This is a genomic window from Streptomyces sp. DS1-CR2 (genome assembly GCF_055760475.1).
In genome coordinates this window covers 833590-854956 of sequence record NZ_CM147085.1, presented here as the reverse complement: position 1 = coordinate 854956, position 21367 = coordinate 833590, and the positions used below count along the sequence as shown (strand labels likewise).

General features: G+C 68.9%; 21 protein-coding genes and 4 pseudogenes. 12 read left to right on the top strand and 13 right to left on the bottom strand.

The window, feature by feature from the left end; translation table 11 throughout:
* Window positions 1-35: 35 nt before the first annotated feature.
* Entirely contained in the window at window positions 36-1574 is a 1539-nt protein-coding gene (hutH, locus tag ACY0PA_RS04240; protein WP_473083395.1) for a histidine ammonia-lyase, read from the bottom strand.
* 6 nt (window positions 1575-1580) lie between these two features.
* Here hutH and ACY0PA_RS04235 point away from each other — a divergent pair, with 6 nt between their 5' ends.
* The 3 genes from ACY0PA_RS04235 (at window position 1581) to ACY0PA_RS04225 (ending at window position 3412) form a co-directional block, all read left to right on the top strand.
* Window positions 1581-1868: a hypothetical protein gene (locus tag ACY0PA_RS04235; RefSeq protein ID WP_473083394.1), complete on the top strand. Its 288-nt coding sequence runs from the start codon at window positions 1581-1583 to the stop codon at window positions 1866-1868.
* Between the two features lie 379 nt (window positions 1869-2247).
* Window positions 2248-2442, top strand: coding sequence for a hypothetical protein (locus ACY0PA_RS04230; protein ID WP_473083393.1), 195 nt, complete (start codon window positions 2248-2250; stop codon window positions 2440-2442).
* A 187-nt stretch (window positions 2443-2629) separates the two neighbouring features.
* Window positions 2630-3412 (top strand): hypothetical protein, encoded by a 783-nt coding sequence (locus ACY0PA_RS04225; protein ID WP_473083392.1) that lies wholly within the window; start codon window positions 2630-2632, stop codon window positions 3410-3412.
* Window positions 3413-3678: 266 nt separating this feature from the next.
* On the opposite strand, the gene ACY0PA_RS04220 is transcribed toward ACY0PA_RS04225, so the two are convergent.
* Window positions 3679-4425 carry a TioE family transcriptional regulator gene (locus ACY0PA_RS04220; protein WP_473083391.1) on the bottom strand — a complete coding sequence of 249 codons (747 nt, stop codon included), beginning with the start codon at window positions 4423-4425 and terminating at the stop codon, window positions 3679-3681.
* 68 nt (window positions 4426-4493) lie between these two features.
* Between ACY0PA_RS04220 and ACY0PA_RS04215 the strand changes: the two genes are divergently transcribed.
* Both ACY0PA_RS04215 and ACY0PA_RS04210 read left to right on the top strand, forming a co-directional pair.
* Window positions 4494-5696 carry an erythromycin esterase family protein gene (locus ACY0PA_RS04215; RefSeq protein ID WP_473083390.1) on the top strand — a complete coding sequence of 401 codons (1203 nt, stop codon included), beginning with the start codon at window positions 4494-4496 and terminating at the stop codon, window positions 5694-5696.
* 88 nt (window positions 5697-5784) lie between these two features.
* Entirely contained in the window at window positions 5785-6918 is a 1134-nt protein-coding gene (locus ACY0PA_RS04210) for an IS630 family transposase (protein ID WP_473082576.1), read from the top strand.
* A 192-nt stretch (window positions 6919-7110) separates the two neighbouring features.
* Here ACY0PA_RS04210 and ACY0PA_RS04205 read toward each other — a convergent pair whose 3' ends face one another.
* A complete protein-coding gene (locus tag ACY0PA_RS04205; protein WP_473083389.1) occupies window positions 7111-7689 on the bottom strand; it encodes a TetR/AcrR family transcriptional regulator in 579 nt (192 codons plus the stop codon).
* A gap of 29 nt (window positions 7690-7718) precedes the next feature.
* On the opposite strand from ACY0PA_RS04205, the gene ACY0PA_RS04200 reads away from it, so the two are divergent.
* On the top strand, window positions 7719-8261 hold the full coding sequence (locus tag ACY0PA_RS04200; RefSeq protein ID WP_473083388.1) for a GNAT family N-acetyltransferase: 543 nt from the start codon (window positions 7719-7721) through the stop codon (window positions 8259-8261).
* On the opposite strand, the gene ACY0PA_RS04195 is transcribed toward ACY0PA_RS04200, so the two are convergent.
* Entirely contained in the window at window positions 8245-8691 is a 447-nt protein-coding gene (locus tag ACY0PA_RS04195) for an Lrp/AsnC family transcriptional regulator (protein WP_473083387.1), read from the bottom strand. The genes ACY0PA_RS04200 and ACY0PA_RS04195 overlap by 17 nt on opposite strands.
* A gap of 218 nt (window positions 8692-8909) precedes the next feature.
* Here ACY0PA_RS04195 and ACY0PA_RS04190 point away from each other — a divergent pair, with 218 nt between their 5' ends.
* From ACY0PA_RS04190 to ACY0PA_RS04175, 4 genes are read left to right on the top strand one after another with little or no spacing between them, the layout of a single operon-like run.
* A complete protein-coding gene (locus ACY0PA_RS04190) occupies window positions 8910-9554 on the top strand; it encodes an AzlC family ABC transporter permease (protein WP_473083386.1) in 645 nt (214 codons plus the stop codon).
* On the top strand, window positions 9547-9915 hold the full coding sequence (locus ACY0PA_RS04185) for a branched-chain amino acid transporter permease (RefSeq protein ID WP_473083385.1): 369 nt from the start codon (window positions 9547-9549) through the stop codon (window positions 9913-9915). Before ACY0PA_RS04190 ends, ACY0PA_RS04185 begins: the two co-directional genes overlap by 8 nt.
* A gap of 48 nt (window positions 9916-9963) precedes the next feature.
* Complete coding sequence (locus ACY0PA_RS04180; protein ID WP_473083384.1) at window positions 9964-11220, top strand: IS256 family transposase; 1257 nt, start codon at window positions 9964-9966, stop codon at window positions 11218-11220.
* Complete coding sequence (locus tag ACY0PA_RS04175) at window positions 11217-11732, top strand: GNAT family N-acetyltransferase (RefSeq protein WP_473083383.1); 516 nt, start codon at window positions 11217-11219, stop codon at window positions 11730-11732. Before ACY0PA_RS04180 ends, ACY0PA_RS04175 begins: the two co-directional genes overlap by 4 nt.
* Window positions 11733-11845: 113 nt before the next feature.
* On the opposite strand, the gene ACY0PA_RS04170 is transcribed toward ACY0PA_RS04175, so the two are convergent.
* The 7 genes and pseudogenes from ACY0PA_RS04170 to ACY0PA_RS04140 form a co-directional block, all read right to left on the bottom strand.
* Window positions 11846-12310: an SAM-dependent methyltransferase gene (locus tag ACY0PA_RS04170; protein WP_473083382.1), complete on the bottom strand. Its 465-nt coding sequence runs from the start codon at window positions 12308-12310 to the stop codon at window positions 11846-11848.
* A gap of 239 nt (window positions 12311-12549) precedes the next feature.
* Window positions 12550-13295, bottom strand: a pseudogene (locus ACY0PA_RS04165) (dienelactone hydrolase family protein).
* 194 nt (window positions 13296-13489) lie between these two features.
* Window positions 13490-14857, bottom strand: a complete 1368-nt coding sequence (gene gdhA / locus ACY0PA_RS04160; protein WP_473083381.1) for an NADP-specific glutamate dehydrogenase — start codon at window positions 14855-14857, stop codon at window positions 13490-13492.
* Between the two features lie 332 nt (window positions 14858-15189).
* A pseudogene (locus ACY0PA_RS04155) lies at window positions 15190-15369 on the bottom strand (short-chain dehydrogenase/reductase); the annotation flags it as partial.
* Window positions 15357-15523, bottom strand: a pseudogene (locus tag ACY0PA_RS04150) (AraC family transcriptional regulator); the annotation flags it as partial. The pseudogenes ACY0PA_RS04155 and ACY0PA_RS04150, both read right to left, overlap by 13 nt.
* A gap of 224 nt (window positions 15524-15747) precedes the next feature.
* On the bottom strand, window positions 15748-16572 hold the full coding sequence (locus tag ACY0PA_RS04145) for a methyltransferase domain-containing protein (protein WP_473083380.1): 825 nt from the start codon (window positions 16570-16572) through the stop codon (window positions 15748-15750).
* A gap of 313 nt (window positions 16573-16885) precedes the next feature.
* Window positions 16886-17071: pseudogene (locus ACY0PA_RS04140) on the bottom strand (glycosyltransferase); the annotation flags it as partial.
* Window positions 17072-17108: 37 nt separating this feature from the next.
* Here ACY0PA_RS04140 and ACY0PA_RS04135 point away from each other — a divergent pair.
* Both ACY0PA_RS04135 and ACY0PA_RS04130 read left to right on the top strand, forming a co-directional pair.
* On the top strand, window positions 17109-18392 hold the full coding sequence (locus ACY0PA_RS04135) for a low temperature requirement protein A (RefSeq protein WP_473083379.1): 1284 nt from the start codon (window positions 17109-17111) through the stop codon (window positions 18390-18392).
* Between the two features lie 133 nt (window positions 18393-18525).
* On the top strand, window positions 18526-19776 hold the full coding sequence (locus ACY0PA_RS04130) for an MFS transporter (protein WP_473083378.1): 1251 nt from the start codon (window positions 18526-18528) through the stop codon (window positions 19774-19776).
* A 231-nt stretch (window positions 19777-20007) separates the two neighbouring features.
* Here the strand turns inward: ACY0PA_RS04130 and ACY0PA_RS04125 are convergent, their stop codons facing one another.
* A complete protein-coding gene (locus ACY0PA_RS04125) occupies window positions 20008-20163 on the bottom strand; it encodes a hypothetical protein (RefSeq protein WP_473083377.1) in 156 nt (51 codons plus the stop codon).
* Window positions 20164-20176: 13 nt separating this feature from the next.
* Window positions 20177-21289: an ABC transporter substrate-binding protein gene (locus ACY0PA_RS04120; RefSeq protein WP_473083376.1), complete on the bottom strand. Its 1113-nt coding sequence runs from the start codon at window positions 21287-21289 to the stop codon at window positions 20177-20179.
* Between the last annotated feature and the right edge of the window lie 78 nt (window positions 21290-21367).

Here is a 21367-nt window from a genome sequence, read left to right as displayed (position 1 = left end):
GGCCCGGGCGGTGACTGGAACCAGGTCCGAGTGGTTCAGCCCAGCGGACCGGTCACCGACTCGGCGGCCGCGAGCGCACCGCCGGTCGCCACGAACTGGACGGCGGCCTCGATCTCGGGAGCGAGGTAGCGGTCGGTGCCGGGGCCCTCGACATCGCGGCGCAGTCCGGCCAGGACGGCCGCCGTGGCGGGCGCGGGGGCCAGGGGGCCACGAAGGTCGAGCGCGCGGGCCGCGGTGAGGATCTCGACCGCCACCACACGGGTCAGGCCGTCGATGGCGCGGCGCAGCTTGCGGGCCGCGGCCCACCCCATGGAGACGTGGTCCTCCTGCATGGCGCTGGAGGGGATGGAGTCGACCGAGGCGGGCGCGGCGAGGCGCTTGAGCTCGGACACGATGCCCGCCTGGGTGTACTGGGCGATCATGTGGCCGGAGTCCACGCCCGGGTCGTCGGCGAGGAAGGCGTTCAGGCCGTGGTTGCGCGCGACGTCGAGGAAGCGGTCGGTGCGGCGTTCGCTGATGGAGGCGACGTCGGCGACGGAGATGGCCAGGAAGTCCAGGACGCAGGCCACGGGCGCGCCGTGGAAGTTGCCGTTGGACTCGACGCGCCCGTCGGGCGTGACGACGGGGTTGTCGATGGCGCTGGCCAGCTCACGCGAGGCGACCGTCTCGGCGTGCGCCAGCGTGTCGCGGGCGGCGCCGTGGACCTGCGGGGTGCAGCGCAGTGAGTACGCGTCCTGGACCCGGGTGCACTCGGGTCCGCGGTGGCTCGCGACGATCTCCGAGCCCTTGAGGAGAGCGGTGAGGTTGGCGGCGCTCGAACCCTGGCCCGGGTGCGGGCGCAGGGCCTGGAGGTCGGCGGCGAACACGGCGTCGGTGCCGAGCTGTCCCTCGACGCTCATGGCGGCGGCGATGTCGGCGGTGCGCAGCAGCATCTGCAAGTCGTGTGCGGCCATGACGAGCTGGCCGAGCATGCCGTCGGTGCCGTTGATGAGGGCCAGGCCCTCCTTCTCGTGCAGCGTGACGGGGGAGAGACCGGCGGCGGCGAGCGCGTCCGCGGCGGACATCAGATCGCCCTTCGCGTCACGCACCTGGCCTTCGCCCATGACGGCGAGGGCGCAGTGGGCGAGCGGGGCGAGGTCGCCGGAGCAGCCGAGCGAGCCGTACTCGTGGACGACCGGCGTGATGCCGGCGTTGAGCAGGTCGGCGTAGGCCTGGGCGGTGTCGGGGCGCACACCGGTGCGGCCGGTGGCGAGCGTCGACAGGCGCAGCAGCATGAGGGCGCGGACGACCTCGCGCTCGACCTCGGCGCCGGAGCCGGCGGCGTGCGAGCGCACGAGGCTGCGCTGGAGCTGGGCGCGCAGTTCGAGCGGGATGTGACGGGTGGCCAGGGCGCCGAAGCCGGTCGAGACGCCGTAGTGGGGCACGACGTCGTTGGCGAGGTTCTCGACCACCTTGCGGCTCTGGGCTATCTCGCCCAGGGCTTCGTGGGTGAGGGTCACGCGGGCCCCGTGCCGGGCGACGGACACGACATCGGCGACGGAGAGGGGGCCGACCCCTACGAAGGTTTCGTTCATGACTCCATGAAGCCCGAAAACGGAACCTCTTCGTCAGTGGCTGCGGACGGTTACTGTCTGGGATCCCAGACAGTTGCGCATGCTCGTCCGGGATTTCGCGCCGATCACAGCTGCGCGGGTGGTCTCGGCACCACACAGCAACACCACCTCACGCCCGCCGGCGAGCAACTCCTGGCAGCCGGCCACAAAGTCGCCGACGAGGTTCTCGCCACTTGCTTCTCCGCCTTGCCCGACCCGGATCGCGCGACCCTGCTCGACCTGCTCCAGCGTCTCAACGCAGAACCGGCTGCGTAGGCCTGAGTGATGCCTGATGGTTCAGGCGTTCAACCGCGCTGCGGGACGGAACTCGCCCTGACCTGCCTCGACGGCCAGGTCATCCTTTCCGGGGGAGGTCACGGTCCTTTTCGCCGCGATCCCCTCGGCCCCGGACGGCCTGACCTCGGCCGGATACGGATACCGGGCACGCACGCCGGACACCAAGACCGGCACGGCCACCGCCCGGAGTACTCGCGAGCTGTCCGGAAGGCGGGGCCGCAGGTGGGTGGGCACGGCGTTGCGGCGCTGAGTTGCCGACGGCTGCAACAATCTCGATATACCCAAGATGCGCCTTTTGATCCATCGACGTTAGCTGATGCAAACTGCCCCAGGACGGGCTGATCGCTGGAGGACGAGCGTGGCCACGCTGACCGTTTCGGGCTCGCTCACCGCCCGCATGGTCCTCATGGTCACCACCTTCACCCGGGCGATCGTCCTGACCTCTCCGAGTGTGCTGTCCGATGCGGCCCTTGCCTACGTCGCCGTCTGGGCGACGCGTCGGCGCACAGCGCAGCTACTGCCGGGCCCCACCGCGGCCACAGAAGCGTGGTGACCCCGTGCCAGGCTCGCGATCGGAACTCCCTGACACTCCTCCGGGGCTGTCGCCCACACGGTGGCTCCTCCGGGTTGCAGTCGACGATCCCCAGTGCCTCCCAGAGACCCTGGCCGCCTTCGCGGTGCGGCGGCTCGGCCCAGCCGCTGCCCGCTCGGTCGCCCGTATCAGGAAGGACCACCCGGATATGGATCCGGCAGGGCTCCATGCACTGGTGATGGCCAGGGGGCGGCGTGCCACGGTGTCCGAGGGCGCCTTCGTCGGTGGCCCGTTCCTGCTTTTGGTGCCCGTCGCGTTCTGCGCTGCGCTGCTCAGCCAGGCCCGTACCGTCCTGGAGTTGGCCGCGCTGAAGGGCGGCGATCCGACCGCCGACGACCGCGCCGCCGAACTCCTCGTCCTCCAGGGCGTGCACGAGAACCCCGGCCGCGCCCGGGAGGCTCTCACGGTCTGCCACGGGGAACAGCCGGCCACCGGCAATCGGTCCGCGCTTCGGCATCCCGTCGTGCTGTGGAACCTGACCCTGCGCATGGCCCGGGTGCTGGGACTGCTCACCGCGCCCGACCGCACCGGCTGGTCACACAGGCTCGTGCAGGCAGGCCGATGGGTTCTGTTGGGGCTGGTGTTCGTGGTGGGGATCGTCGCCCCTCTGGTCTGGCTGCCCTACATGGCGATGTCGTACCACCAGGCCACCACCCGGCTGACGGACCGCGCCACAGCCTTCTACTTCACCGATTCCGCGCTTGTCTCCCGGCGGCGGTCGCACCTCGACCCTGCCGTGATCGTCGGTGCCGCCCGAACCCTCCTCTCTCTTCTGGTGCCGGTCGCCCTGGTCGCGGCCACCCTCGTCACGGGCGTGCGGATCGCAGGCAGCAGTTGGCCGGGCGTGGGCATCCTCCTGTTCACTGGCTCCGTCGCGGTCGGCGCAGTGTGGCACTGGCGTCGGCGCCGCCTGAGGAAATCCAGCGGATGACAGAGGCGACCCCGCCCTCCGCCACGAGTGGCAGTACGACGAAGCGCATCGTGAAGGCGTTCTACGCGAGCTACGGTCTGCGCGACCTGCCGGCGTCCTGGGAGCTACGTCCACCCGGACGTCGTGATGCACGTCCTCGGGTTCGACCGGCAGTCCTGGGCCTTCCTCCAGAAGCTGGCCGCGTAGATCCGCCGTCCTCCGACGAGAGAGTCCTCGGCCGGGCAACTCCTGAAGGTGGACCTGCGCCGCCGAGTCCGACCGAAGGCTCAGCCGCGCTCGCGGAGATATGCGTCCAGCTCCGCGGCCCCGGTCAGCATCGCCCGCCCGCGTGCGGACAGCCGGCCCCGCCAGTCGCCCAGTGCGGCCTCCAGCTCAAGGCCGCCGGCCGCCCGTACCTGGGCGATCAGCGGGGCGATCTGCTCCAGCAGGTAGCCGCCCCGCCTGAGTTGATGGGCGAGCCGGGCGTCCCGTACGTCGGCGTCGTCGTAGACCCGGTACCCGGTCCGCGGGTCGCGGCGCGGGTGCATCAGGCCGGCGGCCTCCCACTTGCGCAGGGTCGCGGGCCGGATTCCGAGCTTGGCTGCCAGCGGCCCGATGAACATGCCGCCGGGCCCGGTCACGGCAGCCGGCCCGGACCCCGAACCGGGCTCGGGCGCGGTGGTGGGCTCCAGGTCGACAAGGGCGTTCTCCACGGCCTGAAGGGTCCGGCGGTCGTCGAGGAGCTGGACGTGGCTCTCGTCGATGAGACGGAACACCTCCTCGGCCGCGCCCTCGTTCACCGCCCGCATGATCGATGTCGCCTTCTGGTGGCCGTGGCCGGGCAGCAGCGCGAGGAACGCGCGCAGGGCTCCCGCGTGCAGCGAGGTGTAGGTGCGGTAGCCGTGAGCTGTGCGACGGGACGCCGGAAGGATGCCGGCCTCCTCGTAGTTCCTCACCGCCTGGGTCGACAGGCCGTGCTCGCGCGCCAGATCAACCGGCCTGAGCCGCACCCTGCTTTGAAGGTCTGGTCCCATGGGCCTGCCGAATCCCGCCGTTGTCACGGAAAAGTTTCCAACGAAGGTTCAACGATAGCGTTTAAGGCATGGCTACTGACATCAAGGACACCGCCCACGCTGTCGAAGCCGCCGCCGTCACGAGGCTGCTCCCGGCCCCGCCGCGGCTGCTCGCTCTGGGGGAGCCCACTCATGGCGAGGACGCTCTGCTCGACGTGCGCAATGAGCTCTTCCGGCAACTCGTCGAGCAGGACGGCTACCGCACGATCGCGATCGAGAGCGACTGCATGAGGGGCCTGGTCGTGGACGACTACGTCACCACGGGCACGGGCACCCTCGACGCAGTCATGGCGCACGGATTCAGCCACGGCTGGGGAGAGTCTGCGGCCAACCGCGAGCTCGTACGTTGGATGCGTGCCCACAACGAGGGTCGGCCCGGGTCCGAGCGGGTCCACTTCGCCGGGTTCGACGGCCCGCTGGAGATCACCGGCGCCGCGAGCCCTCGGCAGGCCCTCACCGCACTTCACGGCTATCTCTCGGCCCGGGTGGACGCGATCCTGCTTCCATGCACCGCGCAGACACTCGACGGTCTGCTCGGCGCCGACGACCCGTGGACCAATCCCGCCGCGATGACGGACCCGGCCGAGTCCGTGGGGCAGTCGGCCGAGGCGAGGGAGCTGCGGCTGCTCGCCGACGATCTGGTGGCGTTGTTCGACGAGCAGACACCGCACCTGATCGCAGCGACATCGCGGGACGACTGGGACCGGGCGCGCCTGTACGGGCGTACCGCAACGGGCCTGCTGCGCTACCACTTCTGGATGGCCGACACCTCACCGAGCCGCATGACGCGGCTGGTCGGCCTGCGGGATTCGATGATGGCCGCAAACCTCCTCGCCCTCGCCGAACGGGACCCGGCGCTGGTCCACGCCCACAACGGCCATCTCCAGCGGGACAAGAGCACGATGAGGATGGGCGGTCAGTTGCTGGAGTGGTGGAGCGCCGGCGCGCTCGTGAACTCCCAACTGGGCGAGGGGTACGCCTTCCTGGCCACGGCCCTCGGCACGATCCGGCACCAGGGAGTGGACACCCCGCCGCCGGACACCGTCGAGGGACTCCTGTACGCCTTCCCGGAGGACCGCTACGTCGTCGATGCCCACGGCCTGGCCGCCGCCCTCGGCGATACGCAGCCGACCGCCCGCATGTCCCCCTACTACGGCTACGCCCCACTCGATCCGGCCCACCTGGACCGGTACGACGGGATCGTGTTCGTCAAGGATGTCCCGCGGAGCTAGTGCCGCATCAGGCAACGTTGGCCCTGTTGTGATGTGACGCGCCGTCCGGATGCTGTGCCGGGCGGCGCGTCTCCGACACCCTGTCCGAGTGGCAGAGCGAGTACGAGTCCGAGAGATCGACGATGACGAGGGACGGCGGCTTCTGCGGATCATCCGCAGAGGCACCGGGTCGGTGGTGACCTGGCGCCGGGCTCAGATGGTCCTGCTCTCCGCGCAGGGCATGCCGGCAGCGAAGATCGCCGAGGTGTCGTTCACCAGCGACGACCGGGTCCGCGATGTGATCCACAACTTCAACACCGACGGTTTCGACTCGCTGTATCCGAAGTACAAAGGCGGCCGCCCGAAGACGTTCACGCTGCCCGAGCGCCGCGAGATCAAGAAGATCGCCAAGTCCAAGCCCACCGAGCACGACCTTCCATTCTCGACCTGGAGCCTGGCCAAGCTGGCGGACTTCCTGGTCGCCGAGGGGGTGGTCGACGACATCAGCCACGAGGGCCTGCGCATCCTGCTCCGCGAGGAAGGCGTCTCCTTTCAACGCCTGAAGACCTGGAAGACCTCCCGCGACCCCGACTACGCGGCCAAGAAGGCCCGTGTCGAGCACCTTTATGCAATCGCCGACGGTGAGGTCATACCCGAGGACGGCGAACCCGATGTCGTCTTCTGCATGGACGAGTTCGGTCCGCTCAACCTGATGCCGCACCCCGGACGGCAATGGGCCGAACGCGGCGGCAGGCACAAAGACCCCGCTCGCGAACCACGCCGCAGGCGCCGGGCCACCTACAACCGCTACGGCGGAGTTCGGCACCTGTTTGCCGCCCTGGACCTGGCCAAGGACAAGCTGTACGGCCACATCAAGCCGGTCAAGAGGCGGACGCAGTTCCTGGAGTTCTGCCGCTACCTGCGCACTCTCTATCCGCCGGACACCCGCATTGCGATCATCTGCGACAACTTCTCCCCGCACCTGACCACGAAACGCTGCCAGCGGGTCGGCACCTGGGCCGCGGCCAACAACGTCGAGATCGCCTACACGCCGACGAACTCCTCCTGGATGAACCGGATCGAGGCGCAGTTCACCGCCCTGCGGTACTTCACCCTCGATGGCACCGACCACGCCTCCCACAAAGAGCAGGGCAGCATGATCCGCCGCTACATCATCTGGCGAAACCGCCACGCCGACGACCGGCGCCTACGCGCCGTCGTCGACAGGGCCAACGTTGCCTGATGCGGCACTAGCGTGCGCGACGACCCGATGGATGCGGCCGTGCGAAAGGCGGGTTCGCCCGGTCCGCGCTCGACATGAACAGCCGGTCCGAACTCGACCTGTCTGCACGGTCGGTGACGGCGCCCAGACCACGTAGCCCTGAAGGCAAGGCCACCGCGGCCCTCAACGTGATCGAGACGGGCACGCGTCGCGTCACCCCAGAGCGGCCAGATGATGATGCACCGCGGCGGTGGTGCGCGCGGTTTCGCCCGTGGCGAGCAGGTCCAGCATCGCGCCCCGCAGGACTGCGAGTACGAGGGTGCGCTGGGTGAGAGCGGCCTCGGTGTCGCGTAGCGCGGCGCTCTGGCCGGCGGCGAGCAGCGCCAGCCAGTCGCCGACCGTGTCGCGGGCGAACCCGGCCCACGGCCCGTCGGGTTCGATGAGGGAACGGGCATAGCTCTCGACCCACAGCGTCAGCAGCCCGCGGTGAGCCTCGTCGGAAAGCCATCGCCACAACTCCCGGGCGACAGGCTGCAGTCCCTCGCCCCGGTCCTGCGCCTCGGCGACCTGCTGCATGTGTGCCAGTTCGTCGGCTCTGGCCCGCGCGAGCAGGGCGCGGATCAGGCCGTCCTTGCTGCCGAACAGGTAGAGCAGCACGCGCGGGCTGGAGTGGATCTCCTCGGCCAGCGGGCGCAGGGACAGCTCGCCCAGGCCGCTGCGCAAGGCATAGGCGTAGGCCGCTTCCAGCAGTTCCTGCCGCCGCGGTGAGGGGGTTGGTTCGGATCGGCTCACCGCGTTAGTCTACTGAAACAGTCGTTTCAGTGAGTGAAGCGGGAGTCAAGGTCGACGTGGCAGAGCGTGAAGCGGTCGTCCGGCCGTTGGGCCGGCCCGGCGACCTGGGCTGGGTGGTGATGGCGCACGGTGAGTTCTACGACCGGGAATTCGGCTGGGACACCGGCTTCGAGACGTTGGTCAGCCGGATCGTCGCCGACTACGCCGAGGGGACGGACCCCGGTCCGCAGGCGGCCTGGATCGCCGAGATCGACGGAGCGCGGGCCGGCTGCGTCTTCTGCGTCCGCCACGACGACCGGACGGCGAAGCTGCGCCTCCTGCTCGTCGACCCGAACGCGCGCGGCCTGGGCCTGGGAGCCCGCCTGGTCGAGGAGTGCCTGAGCTTCGCGCGGGAAGCCGGGTACGAGGCGATCACCTTGTGGACCAACGATGTGCTCGGTTCGGCCCGGCGCGTCTACCAGAAGCACGGCTTCGAACTCGTCGCCGAAGAACCCCACCACAGCTTCGGCCAGGACCTGGTCGGGCAGACCTGGCAGCGCAGTGTGCAGGAGGGCGTCAGGGGTTGGTCTTGACGTTCTTCATGGTGAGGTGGGATTCGAGCCGGAGAACGCAAGGCAGGCCGCTGAGCTTGCCGGTGAGGAAGGCTTCGTAGGCGGCGTGATCGGCGACGGCGACGCGGATGAAGTAGTCGGGGCGGCCGAACATGCGCCGGAACTCGATGACTTCCTCGTAGGACGAGACGGTCTTCTCGAACTCCTCAAACGTCTTGCGGTCGGTGGCGCTGACCTCTACGTCGATGAGGACTTCCAGCCCGCGGCCGAGTGCTACGGGGTTGACGACGGCCCGGTATCCGCTCATGACGCCGGCCTCCTCCAGTCGCTTGACCCGGCGCAGGCACGGGGGTGGGGTCAGGCCGACTCGTTGGGCGAGTTCGACGTTGGTGAGGCGCCCGTCCCGACTCAGATGAAACAAAATTTCACGATCGATGCGATCAACATGCATTTGATTGCCCTCTGCTAAAGCTCTGAGCCATTATCGGCAACCATATTAGGTCATTCCTGTCCTAATATTTCCGCATGGGAATACCTCCGTCTGCTGTCGACGATGCCTTTCGGCCTGCCACCGGAACCCTGGTCTCCGGTGCGCACCCGTCCCCTTCATCGCTGCCGGTTCCGCCTCGGAAAGCTGCGGCGCCGGCCGCGTTCAAGGATTCCGCCTCCGTGGGCCTGGGGCTGGTGCCGCTGGGCGTCGCCTTCGGGGTTGTCGTCACCCAGTCCGGCTTGGCGTGGTGGTGGGCGAGCGCGTTCACGGCGCTCATCTACGCCGGGTCATTTGAATTCGTGCTCGTCGGCCTGGTCGCCGCGGTCGCACCCCTGGGGACCATCGCCCTGACGGCCTTCCTGGTCAACATCCGCCACGTCTTCTACACGCTGTCCTTCCCATTGCACCGTGTGAACGGGCGCCTCGCGAAGACCTACAGCACCTTCGCCCTGACGGACGAGGCATACGCCCTGACGACTGGCGAACACGCCCGATCCTGGTCAGGCCGACGCATCCTGTGGCTCCAACTGTTCATGCATCTGTACTGGGTCGGCGGTGCCACCGCGGGCGGACTGCTCGGCTCACTCATCCCTGACAGCGTCACCGGCCTGGACTTCGCTCTGACCGCCCTGTTCACCGTCCTGGCCCTCGACGCGATCCGCGACCGGCACGATGACCTGCCGACGCCCGTCCTGGCTCTGCTCAGCGCGCTTGCCGCCCGTCTTCTCTTCCCCGCCGAAATGCTGCCGGCCGCGTTCGCCTTCTTCACGGTCGGCCTCCTGGCCCGGCATCTCACCGCCCGCACGAGGACCAGCCATGCCTGACACCCCCTGCCTGCTCGCCACGGTCGCCGTCTCCACCGCCATCACCTGGGCCCTGCGCGCCCTGCCCTTCGCAGCCCTGGCCCCCCTGCGCGCCAGCGCCACCGTTCAGTACCTCAGCACCCGCATGCCGGCCGGCGTCATGGTCATCCTGCTCGCCTACTGCCTACGCGACCTCCCCCTGCCCCAGTCACGCGCCGTCGCCCCACTCGCAGCCCTGACGGTCACCATCGGCCTGCACCTGTGGCGACGTAACGCCCTGCTGAGCATTCTCGGCGGCACCACGGTCCACGGAGCAATGCTCAGTACCTGTGGATCACTCCTGACGGAAGGAGGCGTACCTTCCCGATGGATCGATCGATAGGTCATCGAGCAAGGCCGACGTTGCCGCGTCGGTCGGGAAGGTACGCCCGTGCTTACGGTAGTCAACGAGGACGGCACCACGCCAAGCGGCAGTTCGCTGCTGGATGAGATCGTTCGGGAAGGCGCACGGCGGATGCTGGCCGCCGCGCTTGAGGCCGAAGTCAACGCCTACATAGCTGAGTTGGCCGATGAGCGCGACGACACGGGGCGCCGCCTGGTGGTCCGCAACGGCTATCACCAGCCCCGGAAGGTCACCACGGCGGCCGGCGCGGTCGAGGTGAAAGCGCCGCGGGTGAACGACAAGCGCGTCGACGAGGCCACGGGCGAGCGCAAGCGGTTCTCGTCCGCGATCCTGCCACCGTGGTGCCGCAAGTCACCGAAGATCAGCGAAGTGCTGCCACTTCTCTACCTGCACGGCCTGTCCTCGGGCGACTTCGTTCCTGCCTTGGAGCAGTTCCTCGGCTCCTCCGCCGGGCTCTCGGCGGCGACGGTCACCCGGCTGACGACGCAGTGGCAGGCCGACCACGCCGCTTTCATGGACCGCGACCTCGCGGAGGTCGACTACGTGTACGTGTGGGCTGACGGCATCCACCTCAACGTCCGCCTGGAGGAGGCCAAGGCGTGCGTGCTGGTCCTGATCGGAGTGCGGGCCGACGGCTCCAAGGAACTGGTCGCCCTCAAGGACGGCTACCGCGAATCGGGCGAGTCGTGGGCCGACCTGCTGCGGGACTGCGCCCGCCGGGGCATGCGCGCCCCCATCCTCGCGGTCGGCGACGGCGCCCTGGGCTTCTGGAAGGCCCTGGCCGAGGTGTTCCCCGACACCCGTGAGCAAAGGTGCTGGGTTCACAAAACCGCAAACGTCCTCGACGCCATGCCGAAGTCCGCGCAGCCCGGCGCGAAGAAGGCCATCCAGGACATCTACAACGCCGAGGACCGCGACCACGCCGAGGCGGCGATCAAGACGTTCGCCCAGCTCTACGGCGCGAAGTTCCCCAAGGCGGTCAAGAAGATCACCGATGACCAGCAGGAGCTGCTGGCGTTCTACGACTACCCGGCCGAGCACTGGATCCATCTGCGGACCACCAACCCCATCGAGTCCACGTTCTCCACCGTCCGGCTGCGGACCAAGGTCACCCGCGGCGCCGGCTCCCGCACCGCCACCCTGGCCATGGTCTTCAAACTCGTCGAGTCCGCCCAGCAGCGGTGGCGGGCGGTGAACGCGCCCCACCTCGTCGCCCTCGTCCGTGCCGGAGCCCGCTTCGAACGCGGCCAGCTCGTCGAACGCTCCGAGGAGGTCGCAGCGTGAGCCCCCTGGCCCAGGCCATCAGCACCCGGCGGCTGGACCTGCTGCCGCTGCACGTCGAGCACGCCGAGGAGATGGCCGCCGTGCTGTCCGACCCGGCCCTGCACACCTTCATCGGCGGCACTCCGGACACCCCGCAAGCCCTGCGCTCGCGCTACCAGCGCATGACCGCAGGCTCTCCCGACCCGGCCGTCTCCTGGCTGAACTGGGTGATCCGGCTCCGTGACGAGTCCTGCCTGACGGGCACCGTCCAGGCGACGGTCAGCCCCTCCGGCCACGGACTCATCGCCGAGATCGCCTGGGTGGTGGGGACCCCGTGGCAGGGAAGAGGCATCGCCAGCGAAGCGGCCCGAGGACTCGTCGACTGGCTCAGCCGGCAGCCGGTGCAGACCGTCATCGCCCACATCCACCCCGAACACCGGGCATCCGCCGCCGTCGCCACTGCCGCCGGGCTCACACCCACCGACGAATGGCACGAAGGCGAGATCCGATGGCACCGGAGCATCAGGCGATAACTTCAACGATCCACAGGTCTTGACTATTACTCCGGTCCACGTGATTCTCGCGAGCACCGTCTTCGCGCATTGACCGGAGACTCAGGTGTCAACGATGATCCTCAGTATTAGAGCTAGGGCTTGAAGTAGTCGCCCATGAACTCCGCGACCCACTCGGGCTCTTGCAGGGCGCGCGGCTGGAACGCGGACATCGCGGGTTTCAGATCGATCACGGGAGTACCGGAGACCGCGTCAAGACCGACAACTTCCAGGTCCCGTCCGCGCACGGCCGTGATGCGGCAGCAGGTGACACCGATGCGCTTGGGGCGACGCGGACCGCGCGCGGCGAACACGCCGACGGCGGGCAGGTCGGACCGGCCGCGCGGGGGCAACGGCCGGTACTCGTCCGGCTCTGGGAACTGGTCGAAGACGAAGAGAACCTCGACGTGGGAGAAGCCCTCCAGGCCCTGCATGCAGTCGTCACCGAAGCGTGGATCGACCGTGATGGTGCTCTGTACGGCGCCCCAGTTGTCGGTGTCCTGGACATTGGTGCGGACGTTGCTGACAGTGCCGATCGGGGTGATCTCAAAGGTGCTCATCGCGCGCCTCCCTCGCCGGAACCGTGACGCCACCATGCCCAGCTATGCCCTTGGTGTGGTCGGGGCAGACCTCAGCGGCAGTCTGCCATCCCGGCGAAATCAGATGCAGCCCCTGACGTGCTTTCCGGCCGTGGTCCGCGCGCAGGTACCGACGAGGGCGATCAGCCTCCGCCCCGGTTCATGACCCGCCTGACAGACCCTAGTTCTGAGCCCTGGCCTTCCGACGCCGCCCCCGAGCCTCAGCTGTTGCCCAAGGTGCGGGCGAGGAGAGGGAGCAGGCGGTCCCAGTAGCGCTGCAGCCCGGAAGCGTTGAAGGCTTCGGTGTCGGACATGGTGAAGCCGTGGACGGTGCCGGGGTAGATCTCGGCGGTGTGACCGAGACCTGCGGCATCCAGAGCCTCGTTGAGCTCGCTGACCGCCTCGGACGGCAAGTCGTCGGCGAGGCCGAGATGGACCTCGGCGGTGAGCTCGGGGATGAGGCGGTGCGGGCTGTCGGGTGTTTCGGTGACCACGAAGCCGGGGTGGAATCCGGCGACGGCGGCCACCTGGTCGGGGTGGGCCGCTGCTGTGCGCATCGCGAAGAGGGTGCCGATGCAGTAGCCGATCACGGCAACCGGTCCGGCGCTGACCTCGGGCCGGATGGTGAGGAACCGGAGGTAGGCGTCGGCGTCGCGCCGGGCATGTTCGGTGGTGTGCGCCTCGAGCAAGGGCATCAGCTGCGCGATGACCGCGGGCCGGACCTCTTCTGCGATGTACTCGGGAAGTTCCCCCACCGGTGCCGGGCCTGCCGGTAGTAGAGGTTGGGGACGAGCGCGTAGTAGCCGTGCCCGGCCAGTTCGCGGGCCTTGTCCTCCAACTCGGGCCGCAGGCCGAAGGCGTCCGAGTACAGCAGCACCCCCGGGTGCGGCACGCCATCGTCGGGAAAGGCGGCGAAAGCGTCGGCCTGGCCGTCAGCGGTGGGAATCTGCAGTGTTTTGGTGGGAATAGCGGATCTTCCTTACTAAGTGTTCCTTCGTCAACTTGACGTACCAGGAGAGCACTTGACCCGACGGCACCATCAGGTGGTGCTCCCTGGGCGCATGCGGGGTCCCGATCCCGCGAAAGGCCGAGCCCGGAGGCCGCCGCACGGCGCGTCGCCGCCTCTCGTGGAGACGGCGACGTGCCCGGTTACCGTACGGATCAGACGATGCCCTGGGCCAGCATCGCGTCGGCGACGCGGATGAATCCCGCGATGGACGCTCCGGCGACGTAGTCGTCCGGGTCGCCGGTGTACGCGTTGGCGGTTGCGCGACTGTGGGCGTGGATGTCGCTCATGATGCTCTCGAGCCGGTCCGTCACCTCGTCCCGGCTCCACGCCGCCCGCGCGGCGTTCTGGCTCATCTCCAGCGCCGAGGTCGCGACCCCGCCCGCGTTCGCGGCCTTGCCGGGGCCGAACAGTACCCCGGCCTCGCGGAAGCGGGCCACCGCACCAGGGGTGCAGGGCATGTTGGCGCCCTCCGCGACCGCCAGCACGCCGTTGCGGATCAGCGCGGCGGCGTGGTCCTCGCCCAACTCGTTCTGCGTGGCGCAGGGAAGCACCACATCACAGGGCATGTCGTAGACCGAACCGTATGCGTGGTGTCCGGCGGACGGCCGCTCGGCGGCGTAGGCGCTCAGCCGTTCCCGCCGCACCTCCTTGATCTCACGCAGGAGGGCGACGTCGATGCCGTCCGGATCCACGACGTGGCCGGCGGAGTCCGAGCAGGCGACGACCTTCGCGCCGAGGCGGTGGGCCTGCTCGATCGCATAGATCGCCACATTGCCCGAACCGGACACCACGACGGTGCGGCCTGAAAGGTCCTGCCCGCGGGTGGCGAGCATGTCCCGGGCGAAGAACACGGTGCCGTACCCGGTCGCTTCGGTGCGGCCCTGCGAGCCGCCCCATCCGACGCCCTTCCCCGTCAGCACCCCCGCCTCGTGGCGGTTCACGATCCGCTTGTACTGGCCGAACATGTAGCCGATCTCACGGCCACCCACGCCGATGTCACCGGCCGGCACATCCGTGTGCTCTCCCAGGTGCCGGTACAGCTCGGTGATGAACGACTGGCAGAAGCGCATGACTTCGGCGTCACTGCGTCCGGCGGGGTCGAAGTCCGCGCCGCCCTTGCCGGCCCCGATGCCCTGGCCGGTGAGCGCGTTCTTGAAGATCTGCTCGAAGCCGAGGAACTTGATGACCGACAGATCGACGGTCGGGTGGAAGCGCAGGCCGCCCTTGTACGGACCGAGCGCGCTGGAGAATTCCACGCGGTAGCCGCGGTTCACCTGAATCCGGCCGCGGTCGTCGACCCAGGGCACCCGGAACATGATTTGCCGTTCGGGTTCGCAGAGGCGCTCGAGGATGTGCGCGTCTGCGTACTCGGGATGCCGGTCGAGAACCGGGCCGAGCGTGTGCAGGACCTCCTCGACGGCCTGTTGAAAGACGACTTCGCCTGGGCTGCGACGCTGGACCGCGTCGAGGACGTCGTCCAGATGAGAGGGAACGGCTGAGGGCGAAACGGTGGTCATCATCTTCCTCTGGCGGGTGAGCGGACTTGGTAGGGGAGGAATCGGACGGCACGGTTACGTTGCGTCTGGCCAAGGGGGGAAGGGGCGGAAGTAGAAGTAGTACGCAGTGCCATGCGGCCCACTTGGACGGGATTGCGTGGCGCTGGGATGAGCCGACGGGCGACTCATCAGCGTTGATCCAGATCGACAGTACGGCAATTGGGCCGCACGGCGCTGTCGTTGAGGGGCGATGAACAGCAGGGGAAACGCCACCGTCGCCACCAGCCGATCCGGGCGAGCCGGTCCCGTGTGTGGGTGGGGGGCCGGCTCCTGGCGTCAGCGCGGTTGCGGGGCGATCACTTCGCCTCGGCCAGTCGGACCGCGTCGGGACCGGCCGGGAAGCGCAGTTGGCCGGTCGTGTCGTGCACCGCGCGCCACACCGTCTCGGCGACGTCGCTCTCCTTGGTGAACACGTCCTGGCCCGTGAGGTCGCGCACGGCCTTCCTCGCCCATGGCGCGTACGGAGCCGGGACGCGCCTTGAGTGATGACCACGAGCAGCGTGCCGGACATCGAGGGCGAGGTGGGTCCGCCTGGTCGACCTTCGAGATCAGCACGCCGTCGATGGCAGTGGTCCAGTCCGGGCGGCCGTGCCGGGCCGGCAGAGTGCGGAGCCTTTTTTCGAGGTGCATGCGTCCATTGCAGCACCGTGCGGCAGCAGAGTTCCCGAGCGTACGGGGCTCTTGGCCCAGGGGCGGGTACGGAGCTGCCGCCGGCCGGGCTGTTGTGGGCCCGCCGGTCTTGTCCGGGGCGGAGTACGCGCCGCCCGACGCCCTCATCGGGCCCTGGCTCGTCGACGCGTCTTCTCGCAGGCGGAGAGCGGCGGGCTACTCACTGCCTGGCGTCGGTCCGGCCATCAAGGGCCCTCCACGGTTTTCCATCCCCATGCGGTGAGCATGCCGGCCGACAGCGCGGCGCATTCGTCGGAGTCCAGGTACCGGACCGCCGCGTCGACGGCCGCGTCGTCGATCAGGCCGGTGGCGAGCATCGCCGCCCTGCTGCGCTCCCATGTGTCCGCCCAGAAGCGGCTGATGGGGCTGGCCGGCAGCAGCGGCGGCACATGGATCTCGGCAGCCACGGACACGAGCCCCGCCCCGCGCAGCAGCCGCGGGTACGACGGAACCCAGGAGACATCGGTGCCGATGGTGGCCCGCAGCCCCTGCCACATCGCGCGCATCATCACGGTGTACGGCGTGTCTGGCGTCCGGTCGCTCGTCAGGTCGACGGCGTCACTGAGTACCAGCACACCGCCGGGCGCGACGAGTTCGGCCAAGGCCGTGATCAGGCGTTCGCGCTCGGACAGGTGCATCAGCACGAAGCGCGCGTGGACGAGCCGGAAGCGGCCGGGGGCGAAGTCCGGGCCAGTGACGTCGGCTTCCAGCACGTCGAGCCCGGGCATGAGCCGTGCGCTGAGGAAACGTGTGTCGCGGTCCACGGCGAGCACACGTGACACTCCGGCCTCGCCCAGCAGCCGGCGCGAAACCGTGCCCGTGCCGGCGCCCACGTCGAGGCAGTGCCACTCCGGGCCGACGCCGAGTTCCCGCAGCCGCGCCATGGTGATGTCGTCGTAGGCGAGGGCGCCGAAGTCGATGCGCTCGGCCTCACCGGCCTGTTCAGGACGGAAGACGGCCTCGCCATAGCGGTCGCTGCCTGGCACGTCCCCGTGCGGAGCGGCGGTCACGCCGTGGCCGTGCCCGAGACGCCGTGGGCGTCGTCATTGATGAGCACCAGTGCCCGGTCGGCAAGGCGCTGGAACGGCGGGTCGTAGAGCAGTTTCAAGGCGGACCTCTTCATCTGTGGGTCGGTGCGGCGGCGGCCCCTCCCGAGGTCGCCGCCCCACCGATCTTCTACCGGCGGCCGCCGGCCCCGCCGAGGCGCGCCGGGCCGCTACCCGGACGACTTAGAGCCGTGCCGGCGTCGCCGGAAGCATGGCTCAAGGTGTGCTTCCAGCGACCGACCACCTCAGGGCAGCAGCCGAGGCCGTCGCTTCGCCGGTTGTTGAGCGCCGCGGGCTTGCCTGCGTTCTCCTGACGGATCACTCGCACGTTGGGCAGGCCAAGGGACTCGGCGATCTCCTTCGTGCCGTCGGTGGAGCCGTCGTCCACGACGGTGATCTCGATGATGCCTGCTTCGAGAGCGAGACCGTGACCGACGCACCTCGGGCGCCTGTCCCGCATCACTCAGTTCGACGGGCACCCATGCGGCATCATGCTCCGCATGAGCGACTCTCCCCACCCTCAAGGTGCCGGCGGCAATCTGGCGCACAGCCGGGTGCCGATGACCGGCCGCGATCCCCAAGAACCCGGACGGGTCTCTTCACCGCTGGAGCTGTTGTTCGACCTGACATTTGTGGTCGCGGTAGGAACCGCCTCCTCCCAATTCGCCGAGATGGTCGCCGAGGGGCATCCCGGAGACGCGGTCACCGCGTTTGTGCTGGCGATGTTCGCGATCAGTGTCGCGTGGATCAGCTTCAGCTGGTTCGCGTCGGCGTTCGGCACGGATGACTGGCTCTACCGCGCGCTGACGATGGTGCAGATGATCGGCGTCGTCGTGTTCTCGCTCGGCCTGCCCGCCATGTTCCACTCGGTCGACGAGGGCGAACACCTCGACCTGAGGGTGATGGTGCTCGGGTATGTCGTGATGCGGATCGCGATGGTGCTGCAGTGGTGGCGTGCCGTCCGGGAGTCCCCCACATTCCGGGACGTCGGAATGGCGAACATCCGCTGGACGGTGATCGTCCAAGTCGGCTGGGTCGTCGTCGCGTTCATGCATCTGCCACTCAACGCGGTGTTCGTCGCCTTCATCGTCCTCGGTGCGCTCGAACTGACATTGCCTCTCCTCACCCAGGGCGGTGCGGGCGGAACTCCGTGGCACCCTCACCATGTCGCGGAGCGGTACGGCCTGTTCGCCATCATCGTTCTCGGGGAGGGCGTCGTCGGGACCGTCGCGTCCTCGGGCGAGCTTCTCGGCGGTGTGGACGGAACCCATTGGAGCGGCAACGCGATCGCCGTGGTCGTCGCCGGCGTCGGACTGACCTTCGGCATGTGGTGGGTGTACTTCTCCACCCCCTTCGGCGACATCCTCGTGCACCGACGCAGCCGCGGATACCTCTTCGGCTACGGGCACATCCCGCTCTTCGCCGGCGTGGCCGGCGCCGGAGCCGGCCTCCACGTGGCGGGACTGCACCTGGAGCACCACGCGGAGATCAGTGACGTCGCCGTGGTGCTGTCCCTGGCCGTCCCGGTCGGCCTCTACCTGCTCATGGTGTATCTCCTCCACACGTTGCTGCTGTCCACGGCCGACCCGTTCCACGTGCTGCTGATCTCGCTCACGCTGGCGGTACTGCTCGTGGCGGTGCTCCTGTCTGTGGCCGGCGTCGCCATCGCGGCGTGCCTCCTCATCGTGATGCTGGCCCCCTTCGTCACCGTGGTCGGCTACGAGACGATCGGCCACCGCCACCAGCGCCGGATGCTGGAAGGACTCGACTCGCAGAACCAGTGACAACTGCCCACGGATACAGGAGCGTTGGGCACAGGTGCAGGCTCTGGTGGCCCGCCCGTTGGCCTTCGCCCCTTCCGGCTTCCCACGAGTCCGGCTCGGTCTGCCGGTGATCCCTCGCTGGTACTGTCCAGCCATGCCGCGCCTGGTGGAAGTTCCTGGGTACGTACGCTTCTGGACCGCTTCGGCGGTATCCGCTTTCGGTTCTCAGGTCACGGGGCTGGCCTTGCAGATCCTCACCGCCGTGGCGCTGAGCGCCTCCGCCACTGAGGTCGGCATCGTCAACGCCGCCCGCTGGGTTCCGTATCTGCTCTTCGGACTCGTGGCCGGGGTAGTGGTGGACCGCCGCCGACGCAAGCCGATGATGGTCACCACGGACCTCGGAAGGGCGGTCCTGCTCGGCGCGATACCCGTGCTGTATGCGCTGGACCGGCTCACTATCCCCACGCTGTGCTTGTTCGTCTTCGCGTTCGGGGTGCTGTCACTGCTGTTCGACGCGGCGAACCAGTCGTACGTGCCACAGCTGGTACCAAAAGAACTGCTCAACGCTGGGTACGCCCGTGTGGAGCAGGCGGGCGCGGTGGCCGGCTCGACGGGCCCTCTGATCGGCGGGGTACTGATCAAAATCATGGGGGCGCCGCTGGCCGTGCTGGTGGACGCCGTCACCTATCTGATGTCGGCCTTGTTGCTCGCCTCGGTGAAGGCACCCGACCCCGTCCCCGACGGCGGCGCACGGCGCGGCCTCGGCAGCGAGCTGCGCGAAGGGGTGGCGTGGGTCTACCGGCATCGCACGCTGGCATCCATCGCCCTGACCTCACACGCGATGCTGCTTTTCAACAGCATGGTCAGCACCGTCTTCGTGGTCTTCGCCCTGAACGATCTCAAGATCGGCGAATTCGGCCTGGCGGTCACCTACGCCTTCGCGAGTGTCGGAGCGGTGCTCGGCGGCGCGTTCTCCGCACGCGTGGCCGGCAGGCTGGACGTCGGCCCCACTCTGATCGCCTTCCGCCTGTTCGCCGCGATCGGCTGGCTGCCCCTGGTCCTGGCCGGACGTGGACCGTGGGCGCTTGCCTCCGTGTCGCTCGCCTTCTTCATCGTGTCCCTGGCCATCGGCATCGAGAGCCCGGTGGAGATGAGCTATCGGCAAGCGGTGACACCCGACCGGCTGCGCGGGCGCATGAACGCGACGATCCGCTCGATGAACTGGGGAATGGTAGCCGTGGGGGCACCGCTCGGTGGAGTACTCGCCGACCAGGTCAGCTATCGCTTCGCCCTGTGGACCGGACTGTCCGGAGCAGTCGCCCAGGCGCTCGCGCTGACGGTCTCTCGTACCCGCAGGGCCCGCATCACCGACGAACTCGAATTCCCAGCAGGGGCCTGCACGTGACCAAGAAAGCCCGGGGCCAGCTCGCGTCTGCGCATGCGTCGACGAAGGCGCTGCCATGTGCCAGTACGGCGGCCCCGACACGGCGGAGAAGGCTTTCTGCCACGACCGTGGCCCGCCGAGCCGGTGAATCCGGGTGGACGGCGTGGCCGCGTACAGGACGAAGCGGGGTGGACCGGCCACAGGTGAGGCGCGCCCGCCCTTCACCCGTGGCCGGTCAGCACCGGCTCGTCATTACTCCCCATCGGCGAGCCAGGTGCGGGCGGCGCCCAGCAGGGCCCGTACGCCCAGCTCGATCGTCGGGTCCTGGAGCGGCGCGTACTGCGGCGAGTCGGGGGGCCTCCTTGCGAAGCCGCCGCTGGAGACGCTGGGCTGCCGTGCCTGAACCATCCTCCGTGCTCGGTCAGCCGGTGTGGAGGATCCGAAAGCGATCGGGTTCCGCCGGATCCTGGTCAACCACTTGGACCGACGTCCAGGCCCATTGCCACACGCTGATGCCAGGCGTGCGGGAGAACTTGATCTGCCCGCGGGTGCCTTCGACTGCAACGCGCGGCCAGGATTCGGCAATGCGCGACCGGTCCGCGCCGTGCGCACGCAGCACATCGGCGAGGACAGCGATCGTGTCGTAGCCCTCGAAGGCGACGAAGGAGGGCGCTTCGCCCAGCCGCTCACGGAGTGCCGTCTCGACTCGTACACCGAGGGGGGTGAGGTGCTCCGGCAGGTAGCGCAGGAACGGGATCCCGGCGCCGTCGTCGCCCAGCAGCTTCGCCCATTCTGCGCACTCCGGTTGCCCCGCCGGAGCACCGATCAGCATCTCGGCGAGGCGCTGGTCGTGGCGTACGGACTTGACGATCGACACTGCCGGCTCCGGATGGCCGACCAGAAGAAGCAGGGCTGTTGCGTGATTTTCGACGAGTTCGTCGCACAGCGCCGCGGGGTCGAACTCGCGCATGTCGAGTTCGATGACGGCGCCGCCGCGTGGAGCGAGGTAATCCCGCAGAATGCGGGCCCCGGATGCCCAGTAGACACTCGGCTGGGCTGCCACGGCGATTCGGCTGTGGCCCGCGCCGAGGAGGAAGTCCGCGTATATCTGCCACCCGTGGGACTGCGCCGGCGCGAGGCGCGCGACCCATTCAGTCGGCTGATCGGTGAGCGCGTCGAGAACCGCTGACGAGCAGAGGTAGGGCATGCCGAGGGCGTCGGCCCTGGCAGCAGCGGCGCGAGCGACGACGCTGTGATATTCGCCCGCCAATGCCGCAACGCCCATGCGAGCCAATTCATCCACTGCCGCCGCGGCCTTCTGCGGATCAGCGGCCGTGTCTCGGACCACCAGCTCGAGAGGCCTTCCGACGATTCCCCCGCCGTCATTGACTTCGCGAACGGCCAACTCGAGTCCAGCGAGGAGGTGTTGGCCTGCCTCGACCCAGCCGGGCGGAGTCAGCGGAACGAGAGCGCCGATCCGGACCGCTGATCCGTCAGTCCGCTCCGCTCCAGGCGCCGGTGCCGGCGTATTCATCGGGTTCCTCCGTGGATACTCCGCGCTTCAGGGCGGAGAGGAAACGGGCTCCTGGGGAGCTGGGTAAAGGGCTGTGAT

Bases quoted from the DNA above. Each gene is read 5' to 3' on its own strand.
- hutH (WP_473083395.1), bottom strand. From the start codon at position 1,574: ATGAACGAAACCTTCGTAGGGGTCGGCCCCCTCTCCGTCGCCGATGTC.
- ACY0PA_RS04235 (WP_473083394.1), top strand. From the start codon at position 1,581: ATGAAGCCCGAAAACGGAACCTCTTCGTCAGTGGCTGCGGACGGTTAC.
- ACY0PA_RS04225 (WP_473083392.1), top strand. From the start codon at position 2,630: ATGGATCCGGCAGGGCTCCATGCACTGGTGATGGCCAGGGGGCGGCGT.
- ACY0PA_RS04220 (WP_473083391.1), bottom strand. From the start codon at position 4,425: ATGGGACCAGACCTTCAAAGCAGGGTGCGGCTCAGGCCGGTTGATCTG.
- ACY0PA_RS04215 (WP_473083390.1), top strand. From the start codon at position 4,494: ATGGCTACTGACATCAAGGACACCGCCCACGCTGTCGAAGCCGCCGCC.
- ACY0PA_RS04195 (WP_473083387.1), bottom strand. From the start codon at position 8,691: ATGCATGTTGATCGCATCGATCGTGAAATTTTGTTTCATCTGAGTCGG.
- ACY0PA_RS04185 (WP_473083385.1), top strand. From the start codon at position 9,547: ATGCCTGACACCCCCTGCCTGCTCGCCACGGTCGCCGTCTCCACCGCC.
- ACY0PA_RS04170 (WP_473083382.1), bottom strand. From the start codon at position 12,310: ATGAGCACCTTTGAGATCACCCCGATCGGCACTGTCAGCAACGTCCGC.
- gdhA (WP_473083381.1), bottom strand. From the start codon at position 14,857: ATGATGACCACCGTTTCGCCCTCAGCCGTTCCCTCTCATCTGGACGAC.
- ACY0PA_RS04135 (WP_473083379.1), top strand. From the start codon at position 17,109: ATGAGCGACTCTCCCCACCCTCAAGGTGCCGGCGGCAATCTGGCGCAC.
- ACY0PA_RS04130 (WP_473083378.1), top strand. From the start codon at position 18,526: ATGCCGCGCCTGGTGGAAGTTCCTGGGTACGTACGCTTCTGGACCGCT.
- ACY0PA_RS04125 (WP_473083377.1), bottom strand. From the start codon at position 20,163: ATGGTTCAGGCACGGCAGCCCAGCGTCTCCAGCGGCGGCTTCGCAAGG.
- ACY0PA_RS04120 (WP_473083376.1), bottom strand. From the start codon at position 21,289: ATGAATACGCCGGCACCGGCGCCTGGAGCGGAGCGGACTGACGGATCA.